Here is a 23,324-nt window from a genome sequence, read left to right as displayed (position 1 = left end):
CCATGCTCAACATCTTCTGTCCACACTGTGGCGAGCTGCGCAGCGAAGAAGAATTCCACTGCTCGGGCCAGGCGCACATTGCCCGCCCGCTCGACCCGGGTGCGTGCACCGACGCGCAATGGGGCGAGTACATGTTCTTCCGCAACAACCCGCGTGGCCTGCAGCACGAGCTGTGGATCCATGCCGCCGGTTGCCGCCAGTATTTCAATGCGACCCGCAACACGGTGACCTACGAGATCCTGGAAACCTATCGCATCGGCAGCCAGCCGCAGTTCGTCGAAAAGACCATTGATGAGGCGCCGCAGATCGCCTCGGGAGACAAGCCATGAGCCAGGTCAATCGCCTCTCCACCGGCGGACGTCTGGAGCGCAGCAAGAAGCTGACCTTCACCTTCAATGGCACGACCTACATCGGCTATGAAGGCGACACCCTGGCCTCGGCCCTGCTGGCCAATGGCGTCGACGTGATCGGCCGCAGCTTCAAGTATTCGCGTCCGCGCGGCATCGTCGCAGCCGGTGCCGAGGAGCCCAACGCGGTGCTGCAGATCGGCGCCACCGAAGCCACCCAGATCCCCAACGTGCGGGCGACCCAGCAGGCGCTGTACCAGGGCCTGGTTGCCACCAGCACCAACGGCTGGCCGAACGTCAATACCGACATGATGGGTATCCTCGGCAAGGTCGGCGGCAAGCTGATGCCGCCGGGGTTCTACTACAAGACCTTCATGTACCCGCAGTCCTTCTGGATGACCTACGAGAAGTACATCCGCAAGGCTGCCGGCCTGGGTCGTTCGCCGACCGAGGTGGACCCGGATTCCTATGACTACATGAGCCGCACCTGCGACGTGCTGGTGGTCGGCGCCGGCCCTGCCGGCCTGGCCGCTGCCCTGGCCGCCGCGCGCAGTGGCGCCCGGGTGATCCTGGCCGACGAGCAGGAAGAGTTCGGCGGCTCGCTGCTCGACACCCGTGAAAGCCTCGATGGCAAGCCTGCCGGCGAATGGGTCGCCGCAGTGATCAGCGAGCTTGCAGGCATGCCTGAAGTGGTGCTGTTGCCCCGCGCCACGGTCAACGGCTACCACGACCATAATTTCCTGACCATTCACCAGCGCCTCACCGATCACCTTGGCGACCGTGCACCGATGGGCCAGGTCCGCCAACGCATGCACCGGGTTCGCGCCGGGCGCGTGGTGCTGGCAACCGGTACCCACGAGCGGCCACTGGTGTACGGCAACAACGACGTGCCGGGCAACATGCTGGCCGGCGCCATCTCCACCTATGTACGTCGCTACGGCGTGGCACCGGGCAAGAAACTGGTGCTGTCGACCAACAACGACCACGCCTACCGCGTAGCCCTGGACTGGCACGACGCCGGCCTCAAGGTGGTCGCCGTGGCCGATGCCCGCCACAACCCGCGCGGCGCGCTGGTCGAGGAAGCACGGGCCAAGGGTATTCGCATCCTCACCGCGAGCGCGGTGATCGAAGCTCGCGGCAGCAAGCATGTCACCGCTGCCCGCGTCGCTGCCATCGACGTCAAGGCGCACAGGGTAGTCAGCCCCGGCGAATGGCTCGATTGCGACCTGGTCGGCAGCTCGGGCGGTTACAGCCCGGTGGTGCACCTGGCCTCGCACCTGGGCGGCAAGCCCGTCTGGCGTGAAGACATCCTCGGCTTCGTGCCGGGCGAAGCACCGCAGAAACGCCTGTGCGTCGGCGGCGTGAACGGTGTGTATGCCTTGGCCGATGCCATGGCCGACGGTTTCGAAGGCGGTGCCCGAGCGGCCTCGGAAACAGGCTTCGGCGTCGTCGAAGGCACCTTGCCCAATGTCTTGACCCGCGTCGAAGAGCCGACCCTGGCGCTGTTCCAGGTGCCCCACGACAAGGACACGGCGCGCGCGCCGAAGCAATTCGTCGACCTGCAGAACGACGTCACTGCGGCCGCCATCGAACTGGCTACCCGCGAGGGTTTCGAGTCGGTCGAGCACGTCAAGCGCTACACCGCGCTGGGCTTCGGCACCGACCAGGGCAAGCTGGGCAACGTCAACGGCCTGGCTATCGCCGCCCGCTCGCTGAACGTCACCATTCCGGAAATGGGCACGACCATGTTCCGCCCCAACTACACGCCGATCACCTTCGGTGCGGTGGCCGGGCGTCACTGTGGCCACCTGTTCGAGCCGGTGCGTTTCACCGCGCTGCATGCCTGGCATGTGAAGAACGGTGCCGAGTTCGAAGACGTCGGCCAATGGAAGCGCCCCTGGTACTTCCCCAAGCGTGGCGAGGACATCCATGCTGCCGTCGCCCGCGAGTGCAAGGCAGTGCGCGACAGCGTCGGTCTGCTGGACGCCTCGACCCTGGGCAAGATCGACATCCAGGGCCCGGACGCCCGCGAATTCCTCAACCGCATCTACACCAACGCCTGGACCAAGCTGGACGTGGGCAAGGCGCGCTACGGCCTGATGTGCAAGGAAGACGGCATGGTCTTCGACGACGGCGTCACCGCCTGTCTGGCCGACAACCACTTCCTGATGACCACCACCACCGGCGGTGCCGCGCGGGTCCTGCAATGGCTGGAAATCTACCAGCAGACCGAATGGCCAGACCTGAAGGTCTACTTCACTTCGGTCACCGACCATTGGGCGACCCTGACCCTGTCCGGCCCCAACAGCCGCAAGCTGCTCAGTGAAGTGACCGACATCGACCTGGACAAGGACGCTTTCGGCTTCATGACCTGGAAAGAAGGGCAGGTGGGGGGTGTGCCGGCGCGCGTGTTCCGCATCTCCTTCACCGGCGAGCTGTCGTACGAGGTCAACGTCCAGGCCGACTACGCCATGGGCGTGCTGGAGAAGATCATCGAGGCCGGCAAGCAGTACAACCTGACCCCCTACGGCACAGAAACCATGCACGTGCTGCGTGCCGAGAAGGGCTTCATCATCGTCGGCCAGGACACCGACGGGTCAATGACCCCCGACGACCTGAACATGGGCTGGTGTGTCGGGCGGACCAAGCCCTTCTCGTGGATCGGCTGGCGCGGCATGAACCGCGAAGACACCGTGCGCCACGAGCGCAAACAACTGGTCGGCCTCAAGCCGGTCGATCCGAACAAGTGGTTGCCCGAGGGTGCCCAGCTGGTGTTCGACCCCAAGCAGGCGATCCCCATGAGCATGGTCGGCCACGTAACGTCGAGCTATGCCAGCAACTCGCTGGGTTATTCGTTCGCGATGGGTGTGGTCAAGGGCGGTCTCAAGCGCATGGGCGAACGGGTTTTCTCGCCGCAGGCCGATGGCAGCGTGATCGAAGCCGAAATCGTCTCCTCGGTGTTCTTCGATCCAAAGGGCGAGCGGCAGAACATCTAGCACAAGGCGCCCGTAGGAGCGGCCAGTGGCCGCGAAAGGCACGCCGCGGTGTGCCAGGCCTACCGCAGCAAGCCCTTCGCGGCCGATGACCGCTCCTACGGGAGCTCACCACCTTCTTACAGGCTTGAACAGCATTCACTGACAGGTGCAGCAAAATGACCACAGTCAACGTATACCAGCAACGCCCCGCTTCGGGCGCCAAGGCCGAAGACCCGCTCCACCATGCCGACCTCGCCAGCCTGGTGGGCAAGGGTCGCCAGGGCGCCGGTGTGACCCTGCGCGAGAAAAAGCTGCTGGGTCACCTGACCCTGCGCGGCGACGGCCATGACCCGATCTTTGCCGGCGCCGTGCACAAGGCAACCGGCCTGGAATTGCCCGGCGCCTTGAGCCTGGTCAGCAGCGGCGACACGTCGCTGCAGTGGCTGGGCCCGGACGAGTGGCTGCTGATCGTTCCCGGTGGCGAGGAACTGGCCACCGAGCAACGCCTGCGCGAAGCGCTGGCCGGGCTGCATGTCGCGGTGGTCAACGTCAGCGGCGGCCAGTCGCTGATCGAGCTCAGCGGGCCGAACGTGCGCGACGTGCTGATGAAGTCCACGAGCTACGATGTGCACCCGAACAATTTTCCGGTAGGCAAGGCGGTGGGTACGGTGTTCGCCAAGTCTCAGCTGGTGATCCGCCGCACCGAAGAGGACACCTGGGAGCTGTTGATCCGCCGCAGCTTCGCCGATTACTGGTGGCTGTGGTTGCAGGATGCCTCGGCCGAGTATGGGCTGAGCATCCAGGCCTGACAGTGCAGGGATTGCACAGCCCTGTGGGAGCGGTCATCGGCCGCTAACCAGGCGCCGCGGTGCATCGGACATACCACCGTGCGCCGTTCGCGGCCGATGACCGCTCCTACAGTTGTTTCGACCTCGACACCAAAGGACTACCCATGAGCCGCGCCCCTGACACCTGGATCCTCACCGCCGATTGCCCCAGCGTATTGGGCACGGTGGATGCGGTTACGCGCTACCTGTTCGAGCAGGGCTGCTATGTCACCGAGCACCACTCGTTCGATGATCGACTGTCGTCGCGCTTCTTCATCAGGGTCGAGTTTCGTCAGCCCGACGGCTTCGATGAAGTTGCCTTTCGCGAAGGCCTCGCCGAGCGCGGAGCCAGCTTCGGCATGATCTTCGAGTTGACCGCGCCGCAATACCGGCCCAAGGTGGTGATCATGGTTTCCAAGGCCGATCACTGCCTCAACGACTTGCTCTACCGCCAGCGCATCGGCCAGTTGCCGATGGACGTGGTCGCAGTGATCTCCAACCACCCGGACCTCGAGCCGCTGGCGCGCTGGCACGACATTCCCTATTACCATTTTCCGCTCGACCCCAAGGACAAACCCTCCCAGGAGCGCAAGGTGTTGCAGGTGATCGAGCAGGCCGGCGCCGAACTGGTTATCCTCGCCCGCTACATGCAGGTGTTGTCGCCAGAGCTGTGTCGGCGTCTGGACGGGTGGGCGATCAACATCCATCACTCGTTGCTGCCTGGTTTCAAGGGCGCCAAACCCTATCATCAGGCCTACAACAAAGGCGTCAAACTGGTCGGGGCAACCGCGCACTACATCAACAATGATCTGGACGAAGGTCCGATCATCACCCAGGGTGTAGAGGTGGTCGATCACAGTCACTACCCCGAAGACCTCATCGCCAAGGGCCGCGACATCGAATGCCTGACCCTGGCCCGAGCCATCGGCTACCACATCGAGCGCCGCGTGTTTCTTAACGCCAACCGCACGGTAGTGCTGTAGCAGCGGCGCGAGCCGCGTTCGGCCCTGATGTGATGTGTCAGATGTACCGCGCCGTCATTGACGCGGCTCGCGCCGCTGCTACGGACGACCGCGCATTCCTGTAGCAGCGGCGCGAGCCGCGTCGGGGCATCGCACGAGCAAACGCATGACCGCAGCACGCAAAACCCAAGCTCAAAAACAACAAACAGCGAGGTGAAAGCATGTCTGGTAATCGTGGAGTGGTGTATCTGGGCTCCGGCAAAGTCGAAGTGCAGAATATCGATTTCCCCAAATTGCAGGACCCCAGGGGCAAACGCATCGAGCATGGCGTGATCCTGCGCGTGGTCTCGACCAACATCTGCGGCTCCGACCAGCACATGGTCCGTGGCCGTACCACCGCTCAGGTCGGCCTGGTGCTGGGCCATGAGATCACCGGCGAGGTCATCGAAGCCGGCCGCGACGTGGAACACCTGAAAGTCGGCGATCTGGTTTCGGTACCGTTCAACGTCGCCTGCGGCCGCTGCCGTTCCTGCAAGGAGCAGAACACCGGCGTCTGCCTGACCGTCAACCCGGCGCGCCCCGGCGGCGCCTATGGTTACGTCGACATGGGCGACTGGGTCGGTGGCCAGGCCGAGTTCGTGCTGGTGCCCTATGCGGACTTCAACCTCCTGAAGCTGCCGGACCGCGATGCCGCCATGGAGAAGATCCGCGACCTGACGTGCCTCTCCGACATTCTGCCGACCGGCTATCACGGTGCCGTGACCGCAGGCGTTGGCCCTGGCAGTACCGTCTACGTGGCCGGTGCAGGCCCTGTCGGGCTCGCTGCCGCGGCTTCCGCGCGCCTGCTGGGTGCGGCAGTGGTGATCATCGGTGACGTCAACCCGGTACGTCTGGCGCATGCCAAGGCCCAGGGCTTCGAGATTGCCGACCTGTCCCAGGACACACCGTTGCACGAGCAGATCGCCGCCTTGCTGGGCGAGCCGGAAGTGGATTGCGCAGTCGATGCGGTAGGCTTCGAAGCACGCGGTCACGGTCACAGCGGGGCCAAGGCAGAAGCACCGGCCACCGTGCTCAACTCATTGATGGGCGTGGTACGTGTGGCGGGCAAGATCGGCATCCCCGGCCTGTACGTTACCGAAGATCCGGGCGCGGTGGACGCGGCGGCGAAGATGGGCAGCCTGAGCATTCGCTTCGGACTGGGTTGGGCCAAGTCGCACAGTTTCCATACCGGCCAGACGCCAGTGATGAAGTACAACAGGCAGCTTATGCAGGCCATCATGTGGGACCGCATCAAGATCGCCGATATCGTCGGCGTGGAAGTCATCTCGCTGGACGACGCCCCGCGCGGCTACGGCGAATTCGACGCGGGCGTACCGAAGAAATTCGTCATCGACCCGCACAAGCTGTTCAGCGCCGCCTGACCAGACCCGCTCCTGCAACGAGCATACAACTCCCCTGTAGGAGCGGCCATCGGCCGCGAAGAGGCCACCGCGGTGTATCTGCACGACCGCAGCGCGCCCTTCGCGGCCATAGACCGCTCCTACGTGGCTTCATCTTTGGCATTACACAATTTTCACCCCCGAGGAACATAATGGGACCGAACTGCCGTTTGACGACGGTCCGTCTATCTGTCCCCGAGGTTGCTGCACAATGAACATCACTCGCGCCATGGCCCTGGCTTCCCTGATGGCCGTTGCCACCAGTCCCGCCTTCGCCTTCAACCTGAACGACGCGGTCAATGCCGCCTCCACCCTGCAGAACGGCAAGCAAGGCAACAACGCTGCCGTTGCCGCAGCCCCGGAAGCCGCAGGCCTGCTGAACACCTTGGGTTCGACCCTGAACATCACTCCGACCCAGGCCATCGGCGGCACCGGCGCCATGCTGGGCCTGGCCAAGAATCAACTCAGCACCGCCGACTATTCGCAACTGAGCAAATCCGTTCCCGGCATCGACAAGCTTTCGGGCAACAACGCCTTGGGTGGATTGGGAGGCCTGAGCGGCCTGCTCGGCAAGTCCGACCAGAAAAACATCAGCGCACTGAACAACGCCCTTGGCGACGTGAAAACCACCAGCGACATGAACAGCGCCTTCAGCGCGCTGGGCATGAACAGCGGCATGGTCGGTCAGTTCGCGCCAGTCATTCTTCAGTACCTGGGCCAGCAGGGTGTCGGCGGCCCGTTGCTGCAAAGCCTGGGCAGCATCTGGGGCGCCACCGGCAGCTGATCAACGTCCCGATTCGGTGCGCAACGTGCCGATCAATTGGTCTTTCTCGGTCCATAGCTGGTTGACCCAGTTCTGGACCTTGAGCCGAAATACCGCATCGTTTTCATAATCGCCATCGATCAGGCCCGGATCGATGCTGCGCGACTTGATATCCACGATCACCTTGCGCACATCCCCGCACAACAGGTTCCAGAAACCCGGGATACGCCCGTGTGGATACACCACCGTGACGTCCAGCAAGCGATCCAGTTGCGGCCCCATCGCGGCCAGTACGAAGGCCACGCCGCCGGCCTTGGGCTTGAGCAGATAGCGGAAAGGGGAGGCCTGCTGCTCGCGCTTGGCCTGGGTGAAGCGCGTCCCTTCCAGATAATTGACGATGGTCACCGGCTGACGCTTGTACAGCTCGCACGCCGCCTTGGTGATTTCCAGGTCCTGGCCCTTGAGGTGTGGGTGCTTGTCCAGAAACGCCTTGCTGTAGCGCTTCATGAACGGATAGTCCAGCGCCCACCAGGCCAGCCCCAGGAACGGTACCCAGATCAGCTCCTTCTTCAGAAAGAACTTGAAGAACGGCGCGCGACCGTTGAGTGCCTGGATCAACGCGGCAATGTCGATCCACGACTGGTGATTGCTTACCACCAGGTAGGACGTGCCCTTGCGCAAGTCGCGTGCTCCGCGAATATCCCACTCGGTACGGTTGCAGACCTTGAAGATCAGTTTGTCGATCTCCGACCAGGTCTCGGCAATCCACATGACCGCCGCCGAGGCATGGTCGCGCCAGCGACCACGCACCACCAGCTTGACCAAGGCGAACACCAGCAAGGGGCCGATCAACACCAGCGTATTGAGCAGCAGAAGGGCGGTCGCAAGACAGCCGGTGAGAAGGCGGCGCATAGGGCTACTCTGGCTTCATGAAGCAGGCAATGATAAGCACAAGCGCGGCTGTAACCAATTCTGCCCGAGGGTTTCGTCAACAAATGTTTCACTTTTATCTCGGTATGCTGCGCGCATTGCACACTGCCCCGAAGGAATCCCAGGTGAAGAACGTACTCGCCCTGTTGTCCATACTGGCCCTGCCCGCGCTGGCAGCAGAGCCGACCCTGTATGGTCGCTATGAATACATCAAACTGCCCGAAATTGGCGGGCAGACGCTCAAGGCCAAGATGGACACCGGCGCACTGACAGCGTCGCTGTCGGCCAAGGACATCCAGACGTTCACCCGCGACGGCGACGACTGGGTACGCTTTCGCCTGGCCACCAAGGATGCCGACAACAAGATTTACGAGCACAAGATCTCGCGCATGAGCAAGATCAAGAACCGCGCCGAAGAAGACGACGATGGTGAAGGTACCGAAGTCTCGCAACGCCCCGTGGTCGACCTGGAGCTGTGCCTGGGCGACGTCAAGCGCACCATCGAGGTCAACCTGGTAGACCGCAGCAGCTTCAACTACCCCCTGCTGATCGGCGCCAAAGGCCTGCGTGAATTCAAGGCCGCGGTAAACCCTGCCCGCCGCTTCGTCGCCGACAAGCCCGACTGCTGATTCTGCGTGTGACAGGCTGGCAATGCGCCTGTCACGTATCCAACGTGCATTAATCAGGATCGTGAGGCCTACGAGGCGAACGGAAAATCTCTCATTTTCCCCCCCTTGGATGCTGGTATATATTGTGGTGTATACCAGCACTGGGGAATGCACCATGTCTCAGACAGCGAAAGTCTTCGTAAATGGTCGAAGCCAAGCCGTGCGCTTGCCTGCCGCTTTCCGATTCGACACCGATGAAGTCTTCATACGGCGCGATCCCGAGACCGGCGATGTTATTTTGTCCAGAAAGCCGGATTCATGGGATGAGTTTCTGGCACTTGTCGCGGAAGGTGGCGTTCCAGACGACTTCCTGAACGCCGACGATCGCACCCAGGCGGGTGGTGAAAACCGTGATCCACTTGACGGTATCCCTGAATGAAGCAGCTGATGCTGGACACCAATACAGTCAGCTACCTGCTCAAGGGGCATCCAGCGGTCATCAAGAACTTGAGCGCTGTGCCCATGGCATCGGTGTGCATTTCCTCCATCACCGAGGCAGAGTTGCTTTATGGCTTGGCCAAGCGACCGTCGGCGCAGCGATTGGCGGGGCTTGTCAATGCGTTCTTGAAAACCGTCGATATCCTTCCCTGGGGCAGCCAGGCGGCCCAGGCCTATGGCTCGAGCCGAGCCGTAGGCGAGCGTCGCGGGCAATGTCTGGGCACATTGGACGGCCTTATCGCCGCCCATAGCCTTTCGCTCGGGATGACACTGGTCACCAGTGACAAGGCGTTTCGTCTTGTCGAGGGACTCGAGGTACAGGACTGGTGCGAGGTCGCGTGAGCACCCCGGCCTGTCAGGCCGACGGCACAGTCGAGCGCAGCGACTCGCGCTCACTCACCTCGGCATACCACCCTGCCAATTCCGGATAGCGCTGCCGCCAGCCAGACTCCGGCATGCGAAAATCAACATACCCCAGCGCACAGGCCACGCCGATCGCCGCGATATCGAACGCTGCGCTCAACTCCGCGACCGCCGTGGCCTCCAGATACGCCAGTCCCCGTTCGATCTTTTCCGCCTGATGATCCAGCCACAACGGCCAGTGCAGCTCAGGCGGCCGCAGGGCCTTCTCGTAGCGAATCAGCACGGCCGCGTCGAGCATCGCATCCGCCAATGACGCCACCGTCAACCGCCGCCAGCGCGACGCTCCTTCCCGAGGGATCAGCGGGTTGCCCACATGCTGGTGATCCAGATACTCCAGGATCACCCGACTGTCATGCAGCGTAGTGCCGTCTTCGAGCACCAACGCCGGAATCTTCCCGGCCGGGTTGTCCTGGTTCACTGACGCATCCGGACTGACAGGGCTCAACGCCACCGTCTTCAGCGCGACCCGTTCCAACTGACCGGTCTCATGCAGCAGCACCATGACCTTGCGAGCAAAGGGGGAGGCGGGGTTGTGGTAGAGCGTCATGGCGGGCATGAGGTGTTCTCCTTGGATAAGGAAACACCCTGTATCAGCTGTGAGATGGGGTCAAGTCGTCTCAGCTTGATCGTGATCCACGCTCTCCGACATTGGGTGCGTTGGCCAGGAATGCAGGTTCACAGCTCAACTTGTACACAGGGCTATCGCTCAGCGTTGTGTCACTTCCGCTATGCCTTCGAGCAGACCTGCCTTCTTTCTCAACAGATGCCATGGCCCATCGGCAACGATTCTGCCCTGCTGAATAACCAGAACCCGGTCGAAACGCGGCAATGCTTCGATATCGTGAGTGACGCAGATCAACCCTTTACCTTTGAATGCATGCATCAAGGTGTCCCATGTTGCCATGGCCAGCTCCTGATCGAGTGAAGCGGTTGGCTCGTCGAAAAGATTGAAGCGTCCAGGTCTGTTCAACAAGCGAAGCAGGCCAAGCCGCTTGGCCTGTCCGCCGGAGAGGTTGGACGCGGTATCGTTGAGATTTAGTTGAGTCAGGAGTGCGTCCAATGACAACTTTCGGGCGTGCTCCAGCAGTTCAGGGTCAGCGGCATGGCCATACATCACGCCCGATTCCAGATCGCCCGGCAGAAATACCGGACTTTGCGGGCAGTAGCGCAGCGCGCGCAGCTGTGAGGCGCCGCAGATACGCTGAACGCAGATACCATTCAAAGAGAGATATTGTCGATACGCTGCATCCATACCCGCCAGCAACTCGAGCAGTGTTGACTTGCCTGCACCACTGGGGCCCGTGATCGCCACGCTCTCATCGGACTTGAATCGCAGGGAAGCGTCGAGCGTCAGATGTCGGCCTGACACCTCGCATGCTGCCAACTCCAAGGAGGAGATGAGGGGTGTCCCAGGTTGCAGTGATCGCTCCGGTCCATCGAATCGCGGAAGGCTGAGGGTCTGCTGCAGTTGCACTCTGTCAGCCATGAACTGGTGGGCCGAACGATAGGCTTCGGCAATGCCCGATATGTTGGTGAGAAATCCACCCGCAATCGAGCATAGGGCAACCAACTCGCCGATGGTCAATGTCGGGTTTGTCATCCCCTGGTTTCGAACTCCCCACACCATAAGTCCACACGTGGAAAGCCCGATGAAGAGCATTTTCGCGGACCCCAGCGCCGCGGCAGAACTGGCGACGGTGGTAGCGCAACGCGCGTAGCGCTCGAATGCGAGGTTGAGCGGGGATAGCGTTTGTTCTGCCGCGCCTTCCAGCTTGATCGACCGTGCAGCGCGCAGCGTGCTGAACAGACGTTCAGATACTTCGTCTTCGCTGTCGTTGACGTCGTTGATATGTCGAGTCCGCCACTGGATGATTCTGTGGCACACATATAAATAGATGCATGACGCCGTCAACAGCGCTGCAAAGAGTTGGGCGCCGCCAAAGTGCACAAACAGAACGCTGACGACAAGGATCTCGATGATCAGGGGCAGCCCAACGGTGACAAAGAAATTCAGTATCTGCTCATGAGCGGTAATGCCTCGGTCCGTCGCTTTGATCAAATGGCCGATTCTCAGATTATTGAAGATGCTGAATTCTTTTCTGAATATCTCCGCCATCCAGCTGATGGATCGATCCTTGACCGTCTGCTGCACCAGTCGAGTCAGGACATACGTCTGGATGGGTGCAACCGCAGCTGTCACCAGTATGACCAACGCATAACCACCGAGCAGATAAGGTATCGCCAGGTTTTCAGCGCTGTTGTCGAGTGACAGGTTGTCAATAATGGAACCCAGCAAGAGTGGAGGCGCGAACAACGAAAGTTTGAGGATGAATATCGTGATCAAGGTAGCCCCGAATAGGGCTGGTCTTTGCGTTATTGCATGCGCCAAGAAACGCGTCATATCGATGGGGTCTCATCAAAGGGAAGGTGCGCGGTACAGTCAGATGCACAGCTTAGGCGGAGCAGAACAATGGCAGGGATACGAGGGCATAGAGATATCATCAGGTCGAGTTCTGTACAACTGTTGAGTACAGTCCTGCATCCTAAAAGGCTGTAGGATATCTAACAGGGAGGTTTCAGAAAAATTAGTCTTGAAGTAGGACGCAAGGTTGGGTTATTTAATGTAAAGCGGTTTATTACGCAGACCTTGATAGCATCAAGTGGGCAGACTTCTGTGGGAGTGGGCTCTGCCCGCGAAGAGGCCGGCCTTTGCAACACACACTTCAGGCTATATGCCGAACGTGCCGAGGCCGTCACCTTCGCGAGCCATCCCGTAGCAACGGCGCAAGCCGCGTCAGGAGCCGCATTGATCCACCACGTGCGCCGAACTACATAGTTTTGCGCAGCTCCACAAGACGCCCGAACGCCGTCTCAAGATACCCCTCATCCAGCAGCCGCAGCAGATGCCCCGTGCAAAACCTGTCCAGGCGTATATTGGCCAGCAGCAAGGCGCGAAGCTCCCCAGCGTCCGCACGCTCCAGTTTCGACGCATCATTCAGCTCGGTGGCAGTGAACACCTGCTGCCAATCCAGGGCCGCGAAGAACCCGGAACTGTAAATTGCATCGATGAAGCGGCCGATGGCGTAGAACACAGCGTCGCTGTGCAAATCCAGGGCTCCCAAGGCAGCAGTGTCCGGCCAGGCCTTGAGGAGTTCATCCACGCTGGCGGGGGAGGGCGCATGAAGTGCGAACATATCGTGCCTCACAAATGGTTGAAGAGAATATGGGCAGTATTAGCCAGTACTTCATCCGTGGTTAGATACAGCCGAATATGACCATCCTCCACCGTCTCTTCGATGGCGCTGATGAGATGGCGCATGGCGAAGTCAAACAGCACTTCCTGTTCGGTGGGTACCACGGATATGCCGCTCACGTCCTTGCCCAGCCACTGCTTGAACAGCAAGTTATAGTCGCCGACGATAGGTGAATCGATGTTCTTGGTTGTGCTGGAATACGCGGCCTCCACCACCGTCAGGGTTGTAGCGTATATATCTTCGATACCGTCGAAGATATTCAAGTAGCGTTTTACCGGCACCCCTGCGGCGTTGCGTAACTGGCCCAGCGCCGTACTCAAACCTTCGATACTGGCCTGGTACTCGACAAATAACGGGTCGGTCACCGACCCGGCCCGAAGCGCCCGGTTGACGTACCAATACAGGCTGCCCGTGTAGGCCTGTACCAGCCGGTACTGACGTTGAGTAAGGCCGACTTCGGCAGGCGTCCATCGCAGTAGGTCATCCTGTAGGGATGGTGCCTGACGGAAAGGCTGCGAACCCGGCGCAGGATTGCCGATGCCGCGGGCAGGTGGCGATTGGTACTGGCCCTTGAGTTGCGCAAATAGGGTCCGGGCACTGTCTTGATAGTCCGCATCCACACACAGCGCTATGTACGGCCACTCCCCTCGAGCTGCCAAGCTGACGCTGGCGAAGAACATCATGCGCAGCATCACATCGTGGTCAGCCTGTCCCGGTGCTGCACTCAGTATCGTGGCGGCCACTCGTTGGCAACCGTCTGCACCAGTGAACAGGCGTAGCGCCTGAAAGGCCATCCAAACATCACGACCGGCCGTTTCGGCGGCATCCTGTGGCTCGAACACCAACAGCCTCTTGAATGGCCAACCCTCCGAGGCCGGCTGCGCGGCAGAGATCCAGCAGGGCAGGTGCGGACGAAAGTCGATGGCTGGCGATCGCTCCAGATCTGCGACCACGATGCCTGCACCGTGCAACTGTTCTATCCAGCCGCCTTGCGATGGGTCGTAATCACCGGGCCGGCTCGAGATCATGAGGTAATCGACCGGAGCTTTATACAAACCCAGCAGGTCGCTACGGTGCAGGGTGACTTTGCGTGTGTCGGTACCGAAGCGATCGACGGGTACTTGATCGAGGAGTTCCATGTTCAGAACCTGCGTCAACCGATGGCGGGAAAATTAAAGATTACGCTTGAAAATCAACTATGGAAGTTGAATGACAAACTAGGCGATCAGTGGAAAACAGAAATATTCATGGTTTAAACCATGAACGGTTTTATTCATGGTCTGAACAAAACATCACCGCGCAGTTGAGCGAGCGATCATCCCAGCTCAGCCCTTCCTCACCAACCCCCACACCCCCAGCACCGCAGGAACCCCCAACCCCACCCACGCCAGGGCATCCCACCCGCCATCCCCCAGCAGGGCAGCGAACAATCCGGTGGCGCCGAGCACGCCGACCAACAGCGGAATGCGGAACACCGGCCAGAACATCGACTTCTTCCTTTTCGTCACGCAGTGGCCTCTGCGCCAGAGGCCTTGGCGGCGCGGCGTCGGACCCACCACAGGTACACGCCACTGCCCAGCACGATGATGGTCAATACATCCAGCGCCGCCCACAGGATCTGCATCGGCATGCCGCCGTAATCGCCGAAGTGCAGCGGCTGCGACAGGCCCATGGCGTCCATGTACCAAGGCCGTTCGACCACGGCAGTGACGTCCAGCGTGGTGGCGTCGATCAGCACTGGCGTCAGCAGGTGCGAGGTCAGGTGGGTACCGCCTTGCATGAACACCGCGTAATGGTGTTCGCTGGAAAAGCGCGTCCCGGGGAAGGCGATGAAGTCGGGTGTCATGCCTGGCGCAGCGCCGTGGGCGATGTCCAACAGGCGGGTGGCGGGCGCCAGTTGTTTGAGCGGTGGCGCGTCGCGGTAGGGTTCGATCAAGGCGCTGAGGGTTTCTGCCCGCCAGGCACCGATCAGCAGGTCGGCGCAGGCGCTGATCACCCCCGTCACGCCCACTACCAGCGCCCAGGTCAAGGTGACTACGCCGATCAGGTTGTGCAGGTCGAGCCAGCGGGTGCGGGTGGATTTCTGATTGCGCACGGTGCCAAACGTGAGTTTGCGCATGAACGGCGCATACAGCACCACTCCGGAAACGATCGCCAGCACGAACAGCAGACCCATGAATGCCAGCAACAGCTTGCCGGGCAGGCCGGCATACATGTCCACATGCAAGCGCAGCATGACCATCATGAAGCCACCGTTGGCCGAGGGCGTTTCCACGGCTTCGCCGGTACGCGCATCGAGCATGAAGGTGTGCGACGAATTGGGCTCGGTGTCGGCGGTGGCAGCGGTAATCGCCAGCACACCGTGGGGCTCGTCCTCGTCCCAGCCGAAGTACTGCACCACCTCACCCGCACGATGGGCCTGGGCGGCTTCCACCAGCTGTTGCAGATCCAGTTGCGGGGTGTTGGCAGGCATTTCGCGGAACTGTGGCGCATCGCCCAGCAGGTGTTCGATCTCGTGATGGAACACCAGGGGCAGGCCAGTGATGGCCAGCATCAGCAGGAAAAGGGTGCAGATCAGGCTGGTCCAGGTGTGGATGAAGGACCAGCGGCGGATGGTGGTGCTTTTCATTTCAGGGCCTGCAAAAAGAACCCAGCCGTCCACACAGGGATGGCTGGGTCATGGCGCGTTGAGTGCCAGGACGTTATCACCTGTAGTCGATACTGGCGACCGCTGTCGGGTAGCGGTCGGGTGCATACACGCCTTTGCGCTGGTCAGAACACCTGGTTCTGCTGCCTGCGCCGCCACTGGCTCACTTTCTCGGCCAGGACGCGGGGGCTATCCAGACCTTGGCGGCGCGCACGGCTGAACAGCAGCATGGCCAACTCTGCGGTGACCAGCGCATCGGCACTGGCGTGATGGCGCTCGCCGACCTGCAGGCCGAAATGCGTGGTCCAGTCGTCCAGTCCAGCTGCGCGCAGCAGCGCATCGGGGCAGAGCATCGGGGCCAGCTCGGCGACATCGATGAAGGGGTGTTGCAACGTGTAGCCCAGACTGTCCTTGAGCGCGCGGCCCAGCATGTGCTCGTCGAACGGTGCGTGGAACGCCAGCAGCGGGCTGTCGCCGACGAAGGTCATGAAATCGAGCAGGGCGTCTGCGGGCACCTGGCCGGCGGCGATCGCTTCCGGCCCCAGGCCATGGATCAACACACTGGCGCCCAGGCGAGGTTGCTCGCGCAGCAATGTGCGTTCGAACTGCTGGGAGAAGTCCACCGCGCCGTCTTCGATGACCACCGCGCCGATCGACAGCACCTGGTCCTTGTTCAGGTTCAAGCCACTGGTTTCCAGGTCCAGCACCACCCAGCGCTGTTCGCGCAGGCTGCAGTCAGCCAAAGGCTGCGGGCCTGGCAACCCTTGCAGGCGCTGCTGCAGCTCGACTGCCAGCGGGGTGGGGCGTGGCCGTCGCCACGGGAACAAATTCACAGTTGATACCTCAGGCTCAGGCTGGCCTGCAGACGTTGGGCCTGGCGCAGCGACTCGCGCAGGATGCGCCGGTCCAGGTGGTTGAGCTCGGCGGGGTCGATGCGATTGGAGTAGGGCAAGTGCTGCCGGGCCTGGGCCTGATGCTGCTGCATGCGCGTCTGCTGGATGAAATGGTACGCCTCTTCGTAGGCGGCGCCGTCCTGCGCGTCGATGACCTCCTTGGCCACCAGTTGGCGCAGGCGCTCCAGGGTATTGCCGGTGTCGATGCCGTTGGTCAGGGCCAGCAGGCGCGCGCCGTCAACGAAGGGCGTCAGGCCTTGCACCTTGAGGTCCAGGGTGGCTGCCTTGTCGCTGCCTTGACGGGTCAGCACGAAGTCGCGAAAGCGCCCCACCGGTGGGCGTTGGCGCAAGGCGTTCTGCGCCAGCATGCGCTGAAACAGGCGATTGTCGGCCACCTGCTCCAGCACGCTGCGGCGCAACTGCGCACACGCCGAATCATCGCCCCATACCGTGCGCAGGTCGAAGTAGATGCTCGAATTGAGCAGGTTCTCCGGGCTCGCTTCGCGAATGAAGCCGGCGAAACGCCGTGCCCATTCCAGACGCGACAGGCACAGCTCGGGGTTGCTGGCCATGACGTTGCCCGAGCACAGGCTGAAGCCGCACTGTGCCAGGGCCAGGTTGATCTGGTGCGCCAGTGGCAGCAGCTTGCCGCGGATTTCGGCAGCGTGGGCAGCGTCGCGGGCTTCGAAGACGATGCCGTTGTCCTGATCGGTGTGCAGGGTCTGCTCGCGGCGGCCCTCGCTGCCGAAACACAGCCAACTGAAAGGCACGCCCGGATCACCGCGCTCTTCCAGCACCAGCTCGATCACCCGGCAGACGGTGTGATCGTTGAGCAAGGTGATGAGCTGGGTGATCTGCGTCGACGATGCGCCATGGGCCAGCATGCGCTCGACCAGAGCGCTGATCTCCCCGCGCAAGGCAATCAGTTGTTCCAGGCGCGACGCATGGCGAATGGTGCGTGCCAGGTGCACCAGATCCACCCGCTGCAGGGAAAACAGGTCGCGCTCGGAGACCACGCCGCACAGGCGCTGGTCTTTCACCAGACAGACATGGGCGATGTGCCGTTCGGTCATGGCCACGGCAGCATCGAAGGCGCTGGCTTCAGGGCTGAGATGGAAGGGCCGCGGGATCATGTAGCGCTCGATGCCCGCACCGAAATCGGTGGCCGCGTCGGCCACGGCCTGGCGCAGGTCGCGCAGGGTGAAAATGCCCTGGGGGGCCTTCAGGTCATCGACGATGACGATGCTGCCCACTTGCTGCTCGTGCATCAGCCGCACGGCGTCGCGCAGCGGCAGAGAGCCTGAGCAGGTCACCGGGTGGCGCATGGCGAGGTCCCCCAGTCGGGTGTTCAGCGAATACTGGGTGCCCAGGGTTTCCACGGCCTGGCGCTGCACTTGCTGGTTGACCTGGTCGAGCAGGCTGCTCACCCCGCGCAGGGCGAAGTCGCGGAACACCGTGGACAGTGCGAACAGCTTGATGAAGGCCGGCTTGTTCAGCTGCAGGCAGAAAGTGTCTTCGGCCGCCAGATGCTCGGTGCGCGTGGCCCGTTCGCCGAGCAGGGCGGCCAGCGGGAAGCACTCGCCGGCAGTGATCTCGAACGTGGTTTCGGTGCCGCGACGCGCACTGTGCGGCCGCTCGCCCACCACCTGCCCCTGCTTGACGATGTAGAAATGCTCGACAGCGCCATCGGCCGGTTTGATGATGCTTTCACCGCCGGCATAGAAGCGCAGCTGGCACTGCTCGACCAGGTACGCCAGGTGGGCGTTTTCCATCTGGTTGAACGGTGGGAAGCGTTGCAGGAACTGCACGGTGCCGTGGATGTTCTGCAGCACCGCGGTCTTGCCCGCCTGGGTGAAGGCGTCGGTTTTGCTCATGGCCATTACCGCTCGATAGGTCGAATCGGAAGTTGTTGTTATGGGAGATTTGTCTTTATCGTTCGGCCATGGTCGACTGCATGGGCGAAGGTGCCCATTGGACGTAAGTCTAAAAGGCGGGATCGAGCGCAATGGCCTGATGGATGGGTTCTGGATGACGGGAAGCGTATGTCCGATCACGAATTGTTGTTGAGCGATGCCGAGCGTGAAGCGCTCAGCGAACTGGGCCAGGTGCAGGCACTGCCGCCGCAGCTGGTGCTGGTAGTGGATGATGACGACGACACGCGGGACGTCCTTGCGCAGATTCTGGCGCTGCATGGCATCGAATGCCTGCAGGCCGACAGCGCCATGGGCGCAATGCTGCAGTTGCGCGCCAACAGGGGCATCGGGCTGTTGATCACCGACCTGCGCATGGGGCCCGAGTCGGGCCTGGACCTCATCCGTGAAGTGCGCGAGTCGGAGCGTGCGGCGCTGCCGATCATCATCATTTCAGGCGATGCCAGCGTGAAGGATGCGATTACTGCCATGCACCTGAGCGTGGTGGATTTTCTCCTCAAGCCGATCGACCTGGACCTGCTGGTAAAACTGGCGCGCGAAGAGCTCGGCTTGATCTGAAGCCTCTCTCAGGTTATCCAAGGTTATCCTGCGCCTGCCTGTGGATAACCTGTGTCGACCTCTCTGCAGGGCGCGTCCTGCAAGGCTTACAGGAAATCGTTCAAAAAACAGCCAGTTTACGGCATGTTGTGCACAATCCACGGGGACCAGGCTGTGGATAACCTCGGCGTAGATCGCTGTACACCAAGCTCCGCGCGGGCTGCAGCCAGTTGATCGTTTTCTGATCAGTCGCGTTTGCGTCGATTCCACCAGATATCCACACTGTAGATAGCCAGCCCCGCCCAGATGAAGATGAACGTCATCAAGGTCGCGGGAGCCAGGTGTTCGCCGAACACCTGAACGGCCAGCAGCAACACAAGCGTTGGCGCGATGTACTGCAAGAAGCCCAGCGTGGTATACGGCAAATGGCGCGCCGCGGCGTTGAAGCACAGCAGCGGCACCAGTGTGATCGGCCCTGCAGCCATCAACCAGAGCGCGTCGCTGGTGGTCCAGAAGGCCGGTTGGATACTGACGGCATCGCCGTGCCAAAGCAGCCAGCCCGCGGCCAGCGGTACCAGCAACCAGGTTTCGATCACCAACCCCGGCAACGCCGCCACCGGTGCCCGCTTGCGAATCAGTCCGTAGAAACTGAACGTCAAGGCCAGTGCCAATGAGACCCATGGCAGGCTGCCCACCTGCCAGACCTGCTGCGCCACCCCCGTCGCCGCCAGTGCCACGGCGATCCATTGCAGCGGGCGCAGCCGCTCGCGCAGGATCAGCAGCCCGAGCAATACGTTGAGCAGCGGGTTGATGTAGTAGCCCAGGCTGGCCTCGAGCAGTCGACCGTTGTTCACCGCCCACACATAGACCAGCCAGTTGGCGGCGATCAGGCAACCGCTGCCCACCAGTATCGCCAGGCGTACGGGGTTCTCGCGCAATTCGCGCAGCCAGCCGGGGTGTTTCCACACCAGCAGCAGCAACGACCCCAGCAGCGCCGACCAGAGCACCCGCTGGGCGATGATCTCCACGGCCGGGTAGTGCGCAAGGGTCTTGAAGTAGAGAGGGATGAACCCCCAACAGATGTAGGCGCTCAGGCCCAGGATGTACCCCCGACGGGGATTGGCGACTTGCATGGAGCTCCCTGCTGGCACGGTTTCGATATCGAATCGCTGGTCGGTAACTGTTACACATCAAACCATTGGAAACAAAAAGACGGGCACTGCTTTCAGGCACAGCGTCAGGCTAGAACAGCTTCAGCGGCTCTTCATTGAGTGCGGCCAGCTGCTCGCGCAGCGCCAGCACCTGGTCACCCCAATACCGCTCGGTGCCGAACCAGGGAAAGCTGCGCGGAAAGGCCGGGTCTTCCCAGCGCCGTGCCAGCCAGGCGCTGTAGTGCATCAGGCGCAGCGCCCGCAGGGGTTCGATCAGCGCCAGCTCGCGCGGATCGAAGTCGTGGAATTCGCGGTAGCCGTCCATCAGCTCGGACAGCTGGCCGAGGCATTCCTGGCGGTCGCCGGCGAGCATCATCCACAGATCCTGCACCGCCGGGCCCATGCGGCAATCGTCGAGGTCGACGATATGGAACACGTCGTCGCGGCACATCATGTTGCCGGGGTGACAATCGCCGTGCATGCGGATGTTCTGGTGCGGCGTGGCCTTGTACACCTCTTCCACGCGCTTGAGCAGGTCACGGGCGACCGACTCGTAGGCGGGCAGCAGGCTGCGCGGCACGTGGTTGCCTTCGAGCAGGGTCTGCAGCGAAGCGTGGCCGAAGTTCTGCACCGCCAACGCCTCGCGGTGCTCGAACGGGCGTGTAGCACCTACGGCATGCAGGCGGCCCAGCAGCTGGCCCAGGCGATAGAGCTGATCGAGATTGCCCGGCTCGGGCGCCCGGCCGCCCCGGCGAGGAAACAGGGTGAAACGGAACCCGGCGTGTTCGAACAGCGTTTCGCCCTCGTGCACCATCGGTGCAACCACGGGCACTTCGCAATCGGCCAGCTCGGCCGTGAACGCGTGTTCTTCCAGAATGGCAGCGTTGGTCCAGCGGTCGGGGCGATAGAACTTGGCAATCAGCGGTTGGCCATCTTCGATGCCCACCTGATAGACGCGGTTCTCGTAGCTGTTGAGTGCCAGCACCCGTGCATCGCTCAGAAAGCCGATGCTTTCCACGGCGTCGAGCACCAGGTCTGGGGTGAGTGTTTCAAAAGGGTGGGCCATGCGAACTCCTGCGCGCGGCAGGCTGCCGCGTCCGGCTCGCCATGGTAGCGCAGACGCGGCAACAGCGGTGGCCGGGTTACGCGCCGATCACCCCGCCATCCTCGCGGCTGATGGCAATCACCGACGAGCGTGGCTTGCCGTTGGGCAGGTGTTCGGGGAAGGTCGAACCGCCGTTTTCGCCCGGATGCTGGATGCCGATGAACAGGGTGCGTTGATCGGCAGCGAAGCTGACGCCGGTGACTTCGCAACCGACCGGGCCGACCATGAACCGGCGGATTTCGCCGCTGGCAGGGTCGGCGCAGAGCATCTGGTTGTTGCCCATGCCGGCGAAGTCGCCCACGTTGGTGGTATCGCCATCGGTCTGTACCCACAGTCGACCGGCATCGTCGAACGCCAGGCCATCGGGGCTGTTGAACATGTTCTGCGGATTGATGTTGGACGAGCCGCCCTTGGCCTGGCCAGGGTGCACGCTGGGGTTGCCGGCCACCAGGAACAGGTCCCACTCGAATTCCATGGCGCCGTGCTCGTCGCCGCTTTCGCGCCAGCGCAGGATCTGACCGTAGACGTTCTTCGCGCGCGGGTTGGGGCCGCCGACCGGTTGGCCGTCGTCACCGCGTTTGACGTTGTTGGTCAGGGTGCAATAGACCTGGCCATCTTTCGGGCTGACCACGATCCACTCGGGACGGTCCATGCGCGTGGCCTGCATGACGGTGGCAGCCAGTCGCGCGTGGATCAGTACCTCGGCCTGGCTGGCAAAGCCTTTGCTGGCATCCAGGCCGTGCTTGCCATGGGTCAGCTCCAGCCATTGGCCACGGCCCTTGGGGTGGTCAGGGTTGCCGTCGCCGTCGTCGAAACGCGCAACGTACAGGGTGCCGTGGTCGAGCAGGTCACGATTGGCCTTGGGGTTGTGGTGGTCGATGCGATCGCGGCTGATGAATTTGTAGATGAATTCGCCGCGCTCGTCGTCGCCCATGTACACCACGGCATGCCCGTCGCGGGTTTCGGCCAGGGCTGCGTTCTCATGCTTGAAGCGACCCAGTGCGGTGCGCTTGACCGGCATGGCGGTGGGGTCGAACGGGTCCACTTCCACGACCCAGCCATGACGGTTGAGTTCGTTGGGGTTGCGCGCCATGTCGAAGCGCGGATCGTGGGGGTGCCAATTGATTTCCTTGCTGGCCGCGACCACGCCGTAGCGTTTCTGCGCTGGGGTGAACGCCAGCGTTGCGTCGGTGCTGCCGAAGCAGTCGGTAAAGTTTTCTTCGCACGTGAGGTAGGTGCCCCAGGGCGTCTTGCCATTGGCACAGTTCTGGAACGTGCCATGCACCAGTTGCCCGGTGCTGTCGGCCGCAGTTTTGAGCAGGGCATCACCGGCCGCCGGGCCGCTGACACGGATCGGCGTGTTGCCATGTACTCGGCGGTTGTACTGCGAACCCTGGACGAAGTGCCAGTGGCCGGCCTTGCGCTGGATCTCGATCACCGACAGGCCTTCGCAGGCCAGGGCCTTGCGCACCTCGTCGGCCGACTGCGGGCTACCGCCATGGGCGTAGAGATAACGGTAGTTGGTGTATTCGTTGTTGATGGCCATCAACGCGCGATTGGCGTCGTTGGGGAAGGGGAACAGACTCATGCCATCGTTGTTGTCGCCGAACTGCACTTCCTGGGCTTCGGCGCTGCCGTTGCCACTGGGGTCGAACGCAGGGCCGCCGGCTTGCAGGGGTTGCCCCCAGCTGATCAGCACGCTGGCCCGATAGCCTGGCGGCAGGCTGATGGTGTCGCTGGTGGCAGCCGCAATGCCGGTGAAACCGAGCAGGCCGCTGTTACCGGCGCTCACGGCGCTGGCCATGGCCGTGCGGGTCAGCAGGTTACCGCCCATGAACATTGCGGCACCGCACAATGCGCCAGCACCGATGAAGCGACGACGGCTCAGCCCGGTGATCTTTTCCAGGTCGGTGGCTTGGTGTTCTTCTAACAGGCTCATGATCATCTCCCTTCAGGTCAGCGAGTACCTTAAGGAGGGATTATGACGAACAGGTTGCAGGCAGGGGGTGTGCCGATGCGTGCGTGCAGAAATGT

General features: G+C 62.1%; 22 protein-coding genes. 10 read left to right on the top strand and 12 right to left on the bottom strand.

Translation table 11 applies throughout. The features are described 5' to 3' along the window. The first annotated feature begins 2 nt into the window (after positions 1 to 2). The 6 genes from IFT75_RS16935 (at position 3) to IFT75_RS16910 (ending at position 7,334) form a co-directional block, all read left to right on the top strand. Positions 3 to 329, top strand: coding sequence for a sarcosine oxidase subunit delta (locus IFT75_RS16935; RefSeq protein WP_122480434.1), 327 nt, complete (start codon positions 3 to 5; stop codon positions 327 to 329). Continuing rightward, positions 326 to 3,343: a sarcosine oxidase subunit alpha gene (locus tag IFT75_RS16930; protein ID WP_122480433.1), complete on the top strand. Its 3,018-nt coding sequence runs from the start codon at positions 326 to 328 to the stop codon at positions 3,341 to 3,343. Before IFT75_RS16935 ends, IFT75_RS16930 begins: the two co-directional genes overlap by 4 nt. Before the next feature lie 155 nt (positions 3,344 to 3,498). Beyond that, entirely contained in the window at positions 3,499 to 4,131 is a 633-nt protein-coding gene (locus tag IFT75_RS16925) for a sarcosine oxidase subunit gamma (protein WP_185794945.1), read from the top strand. Between the two features lie 143 nt (positions 4,132 to 4,274). Further along, positions 4,275 to 5,132, top strand: a complete 858-nt coding sequence (gene purU / locus IFT75_RS16920; RefSeq protein ID WP_185794946.1) for a formyltetrahydrofolate deformylase — start codon at positions 4,275 to 4,277, stop codon at positions 5,130 to 5,132. A 200-nt stretch (positions 5,133 to 5,332) separates the two neighbouring features. Then, positions 5,333 to 6,532 carry a formaldehyde dehydrogenase, glutathione-independent gene (gene fdhA / locus IFT75_RS16915; protein ID WP_122796568.1) on the top strand — a complete coding sequence of 400 codons (1,200 nt, stop codon included), beginning with the start codon at positions 5,333 to 5,335 and terminating at the stop codon, positions 6,530 to 6,532. Between the two features lie 229 nt (positions 6,533 to 6,761). Continuing rightward, on the top strand, positions 6,762 to 7,334 hold the full coding sequence (locus IFT75_RS16910) for a DUF2780 domain-containing protein (RefSeq protein ID WP_122480429.1): 573 nt from the start codon (positions 6,762 to 6,764) through the stop codon (positions 7,332 to 7,334). Here the strand turns inward: IFT75_RS16910 and IFT75_RS16905 are convergent, their stop codons facing one another. Next, complete coding sequence (locus IFT75_RS16905) at positions 7,335 to 8,225, bottom strand: acyltransferase (protein WP_192055817.1); 891 nt, start codon at positions 8,223 to 8,225, stop codon at positions 7,335 to 7,337. It abuts the gene before it with no gap. A 143-nt stretch (positions 8,226 to 8,368) separates the two neighbouring features. On the opposite strand from IFT75_RS16905, the gene rloA2 reads away from it, so the two are divergent. From rloA2 to IFT75_RS16890, 3 genes are all read left to right on the top strand, one after another. Further along, a complete protein-coding gene (rloA2, locus tag IFT75_RS16900; protein WP_192055815.1) occupies positions 8,369 to 8,872 on the top strand; it encodes a retropepsin-like aspartic peptidase RloA2 in 504 nt (167 codons plus the stop codon). Between the two features lie 154 nt (positions 8,873 to 9,026). Continuing rightward, entirely contained in the window at positions 9,027 to 9,290 is a 264-nt protein-coding gene (locus tag IFT75_RS16895) for an antitoxin (RefSeq protein ID WP_185794949.1), read from the top strand. Then, positions 9,287 to 9,691 (top strand): type II toxin-antitoxin system VapC family toxin, encoded by a 405-nt coding sequence (locus IFT75_RS16890; protein WP_192055813.1) that lies wholly within the window; start codon positions 9,287 to 9,289, stop codon positions 9,689 to 9,691. The genes IFT75_RS16895 and IFT75_RS16890 overlap by 4 nt, the downstream gene beginning before the upstream one ends. 13 nt (positions 9,692 to 9,704) lie before the next feature. Here IFT75_RS16890 and IFT75_RS16885 read toward each other — a convergent pair whose 3' ends face one another. The 8 genes from IFT75_RS16885 to IFT75_RS16850 all read right to left on the bottom strand — a co-directional run bounded on the left by IFT75_RS16885 (position 9,705) and on the right by IFT75_RS16850 (position 18,446). Next, entirely contained in the window at positions 9,705 to 10,328 is a 624-nt protein-coding gene (locus tag IFT75_RS16885) for a glutathione S-transferase (protein ID WP_244652774.1), read from the bottom strand. A 150-nt stretch (positions 10,329 to 10,478) separates the two neighbouring features. Continuing rightward, on the bottom strand, positions 10,479 to 12,116 hold the full coding sequence (locus IFT75_RS16880) for an ATP-binding cassette domain-containing protein (RefSeq protein WP_192055811.1): 1,638 nt from the start codon (positions 12,114 to 12,116) through the stop codon (positions 10,479 to 10,481). Between the two features lie 484 nt (positions 12,117 to 12,600). Further along, positions 12,601 to 12,966 (bottom strand): DUF6508 domain-containing protein, encoded by a 366-nt coding sequence (locus IFT75_RS16875; protein WP_192048074.1) that lies wholly within the window; start codon positions 12,964 to 12,966, stop codon positions 12,601 to 12,603. An 8-nt stretch (positions 12,967 to 12,974) separates the two neighbouring features. Further along, positions 12,975 to 14,165, bottom strand: coding sequence for an ADP-ribosyltransferase (locus tag IFT75_RS16870; protein ID WP_192055809.1), 1,191 nt, complete (start codon positions 14,163 to 14,165; stop codon positions 12,975 to 12,977). Between the two features lie 186 nt (positions 14,166 to 14,351). Continuing rightward, positions 14,352 to 14,513 (bottom strand): hypothetical protein, encoded by a 162-nt coding sequence (locus IFT75_RS16865; protein WP_163007696.1) that lies wholly within the window; start codon positions 14,511 to 14,513, stop codon positions 14,352 to 14,354. 17 nt (positions 14,514 to 14,530) lie between these two features. Beyond that, a complete protein-coding gene (locus IFT75_RS16860) occupies positions 14,531 to 15,655 on the bottom strand; it encodes a PepSY-associated TM helix domain-containing protein (protein ID WP_185794953.1) in 1,125 nt (374 codons plus the stop codon). Positions 15,656 to 15,798: 143 nt separating this feature from the next. After that, entirely contained in the window at positions 15,799 to 16,506 is a 708-nt protein-coding gene (locus IFT75_RS16855) for an exonuclease domain-containing protein (protein ID WP_185794954.1), read from the bottom strand. After that, positions 16,503 to 18,446 (bottom strand): putative nucleotidyltransferase substrate binding domain-containing protein, encoded by a 1,944-nt coding sequence (locus tag IFT75_RS16850; RefSeq protein WP_192055807.1) that lies wholly within the window; start codon positions 18,444 to 18,446, stop codon positions 16,503 to 16,505. The genes IFT75_RS16855 and IFT75_RS16850 overlap by 4 nt, the downstream gene beginning before the upstream one ends. Before the next feature lie 162 nt (positions 18,447 to 18,608). On the opposite strand from IFT75_RS16850, the gene IFT75_RS16845 reads away from it, so the two are divergent. After that, positions 18,609 to 19,055, top strand: a complete 447-nt coding sequence (locus IFT75_RS16845) for a response regulator (RefSeq protein WP_192055805.1) — start codon at positions 18,609 to 18,611, stop codon at positions 19,053 to 19,055. A gap of 224 nt (positions 19,056 to 19,279) precedes the next feature. On the opposite strand, the gene rarD is transcribed toward IFT75_RS16845, so the two are convergent. The 3 genes from rarD to IFT75_RS16830 all read right to left on the bottom strand — a co-directional run bounded on the left by rarD (position 19,280) and on the right by IFT75_RS16830 (position 23,229). Further along, positions 19,280 to 20,167 (bottom strand): EamA family transporter RarD, encoded by an 888-nt coding sequence (gene rarD / locus IFT75_RS16840; RefSeq protein WP_122480420.1) that lies wholly within the window; start codon positions 20,165 to 20,167, stop codon positions 19,280 to 19,282. 109 nt (positions 20,168 to 20,276) lie between these two features. Beyond that, complete coding sequence (locus IFT75_RS16835) at positions 20,277 to 21,251, bottom strand: serine/threonine protein kinase (RefSeq protein ID WP_122480419.1); 975 nt, start codon at positions 21,249 to 21,251, stop codon at positions 20,277 to 20,279. Between the two features lie 76 nt (positions 21,252 to 21,327). Continuing rightward, a complete protein-coding gene (locus IFT75_RS16830) occupies positions 21,328 to 23,229 on the bottom strand; it encodes a PhoX family protein (RefSeq protein WP_192055803.1) in 1,902 nt (633 codons plus the stop codon). Positions 23,230 to 23,324: the final 95 nt, after the last annotated feature.

This window comes from Pseudomonas sp. CFBP 8758 (genome assembly GCF_014841725.1).
Classification (GTDB): Bacteria; Pseudomonadota; Gammaproteobacteria; order Pseudomonadales; family Pseudomonadaceae; genus Aquipseudomonas; species Aquipseudomonas baltica.
The sequence above is the reverse complement of the archived record's forward strand: the minus strand, read 5'-3'. Positions and strand labels throughout refer to the sequence as shown.

Bases quoted from the DNA above. Each gene is read 5' to 3' on its own strand.
- IFT75_RS16935 (WP_122480434.1), top strand. From the start codon at position 3: ATGCTCAACATCTTCTGTCCACACTGTGGCGAGCTGCGCAGCGAAGAA.
- IFT75_RS16930 (WP_122480433.1), top strand. From the start codon at position 326: ATGAGCCAGGTCAATCGCCTCTCCACCGGCGGACGTCTGGAGCGCAGC.
- IFT75_RS16925 (WP_185794945.1), top strand. From the start codon at position 3,499: ATGACCACAGTCAACGTATACCAGCAACGCCCCGCTTCGGGCGCCAAG.
- purU (WP_185794946.1), top strand. From the start codon at position 4,275: ATGAGCCGCGCCCCTGACACCTGGATCCTCACCGCCGATTGCCCCAGC.
- fdhA (WP_122796568.1), top strand. From the start codon at position 5,333: ATGTCTGGTAATCGTGGAGTGGTGTATCTGGGCTCCGGCAAAGTCGAA.
- IFT75_RS16910 (WP_122480429.1), top strand. From the start codon at position 6,762: ATGAACATCACTCGCGCCATGGCCCTGGCTTCCCTGATGGCCGTTGCC.
- IFT75_RS16905 (WP_192055817.1), bottom strand. From the start codon at position 8,225: ATGCGCCGCCTTCTCACCGGCTGTCTTGCGACCGCCCTTCTGCTGCTC.
- IFT75_RS16895 (WP_185794949.1), top strand. From the start codon at position 9,027: ATGTCTCAGACAGCGAAAGTCTTCGTAAATGGTCGAAGCCAAGCCGTG.
- IFT75_RS16890 (WP_192055813.1), top strand. From the start codon at position 9,287: ATGAAGCAGCTGATGCTGGACACCAATACAGTCAGCTACCTGCTCAAG.
- IFT75_RS16885 (WP_244652774.1), bottom strand. From the start codon at position 10,328: ATGCCCGCCATGACGCTCTACCACAACCCCGCCTCCCCCTTTGCTCGC.
- IFT75_RS16875 (WP_192048074.1), bottom strand. From the start codon at position 12,966: ATGTTCGCACTTCATGCGCCCTCCCCCGCCAGCGTGGATGAACTCCTC.
- IFT75_RS16870 (WP_192055809.1), bottom strand. From the start codon at position 14,165: ATGGAACTCCTCGATCAAGTACCCGTCGATCGCTTCGGTACCGACACA.
- IFT75_RS16865 (WP_163007696.1), bottom strand. From the start codon at position 14,513: ATGTTCTGGCCGGTGTTCCGCATTCCGCTGTTGGTCGGCGTGCTCGGC.
- IFT75_RS16860 (WP_185794953.1), bottom strand. From the start codon at position 15,655: ATGAAAAGCACCACCATCCGCCGCTGGTCCTTCATCCACACCTGGACC.
- IFT75_RS16850 (WP_192055807.1), bottom strand. From the start codon at position 18,446: ATGGCCATGAGCAAAACCGACGCCTTCACCCAGGCGGGCAAGACCGCG.
- IFT75_RS16845 (WP_192055805.1), top strand. From the start codon at position 18,609: ATGTCCGATCACGAATTGTTGTTGAGCGATGCCGAGCGTGAAGCGCTC.
- rarD (WP_122480420.1), bottom strand. From the start codon at position 20,167: ATGCAAGTCGCCAATCCCCGTCGGGGGTACATCCTGGGCCTGAGCGCC.
- IFT75_RS16835 (WP_122480419.1), bottom strand. From the start codon at position 21,251: ATGGCCCACCCTTTTGAAACACTCACCCCAGACCTGGTGCTCGACGCC.
- IFT75_RS16830 (WP_192055803.1), bottom strand. From the start codon at position 23,229: ATGAGCCTGTTAGAAGAACACCAAGCCACCGACCTGGAAAAGATCACC.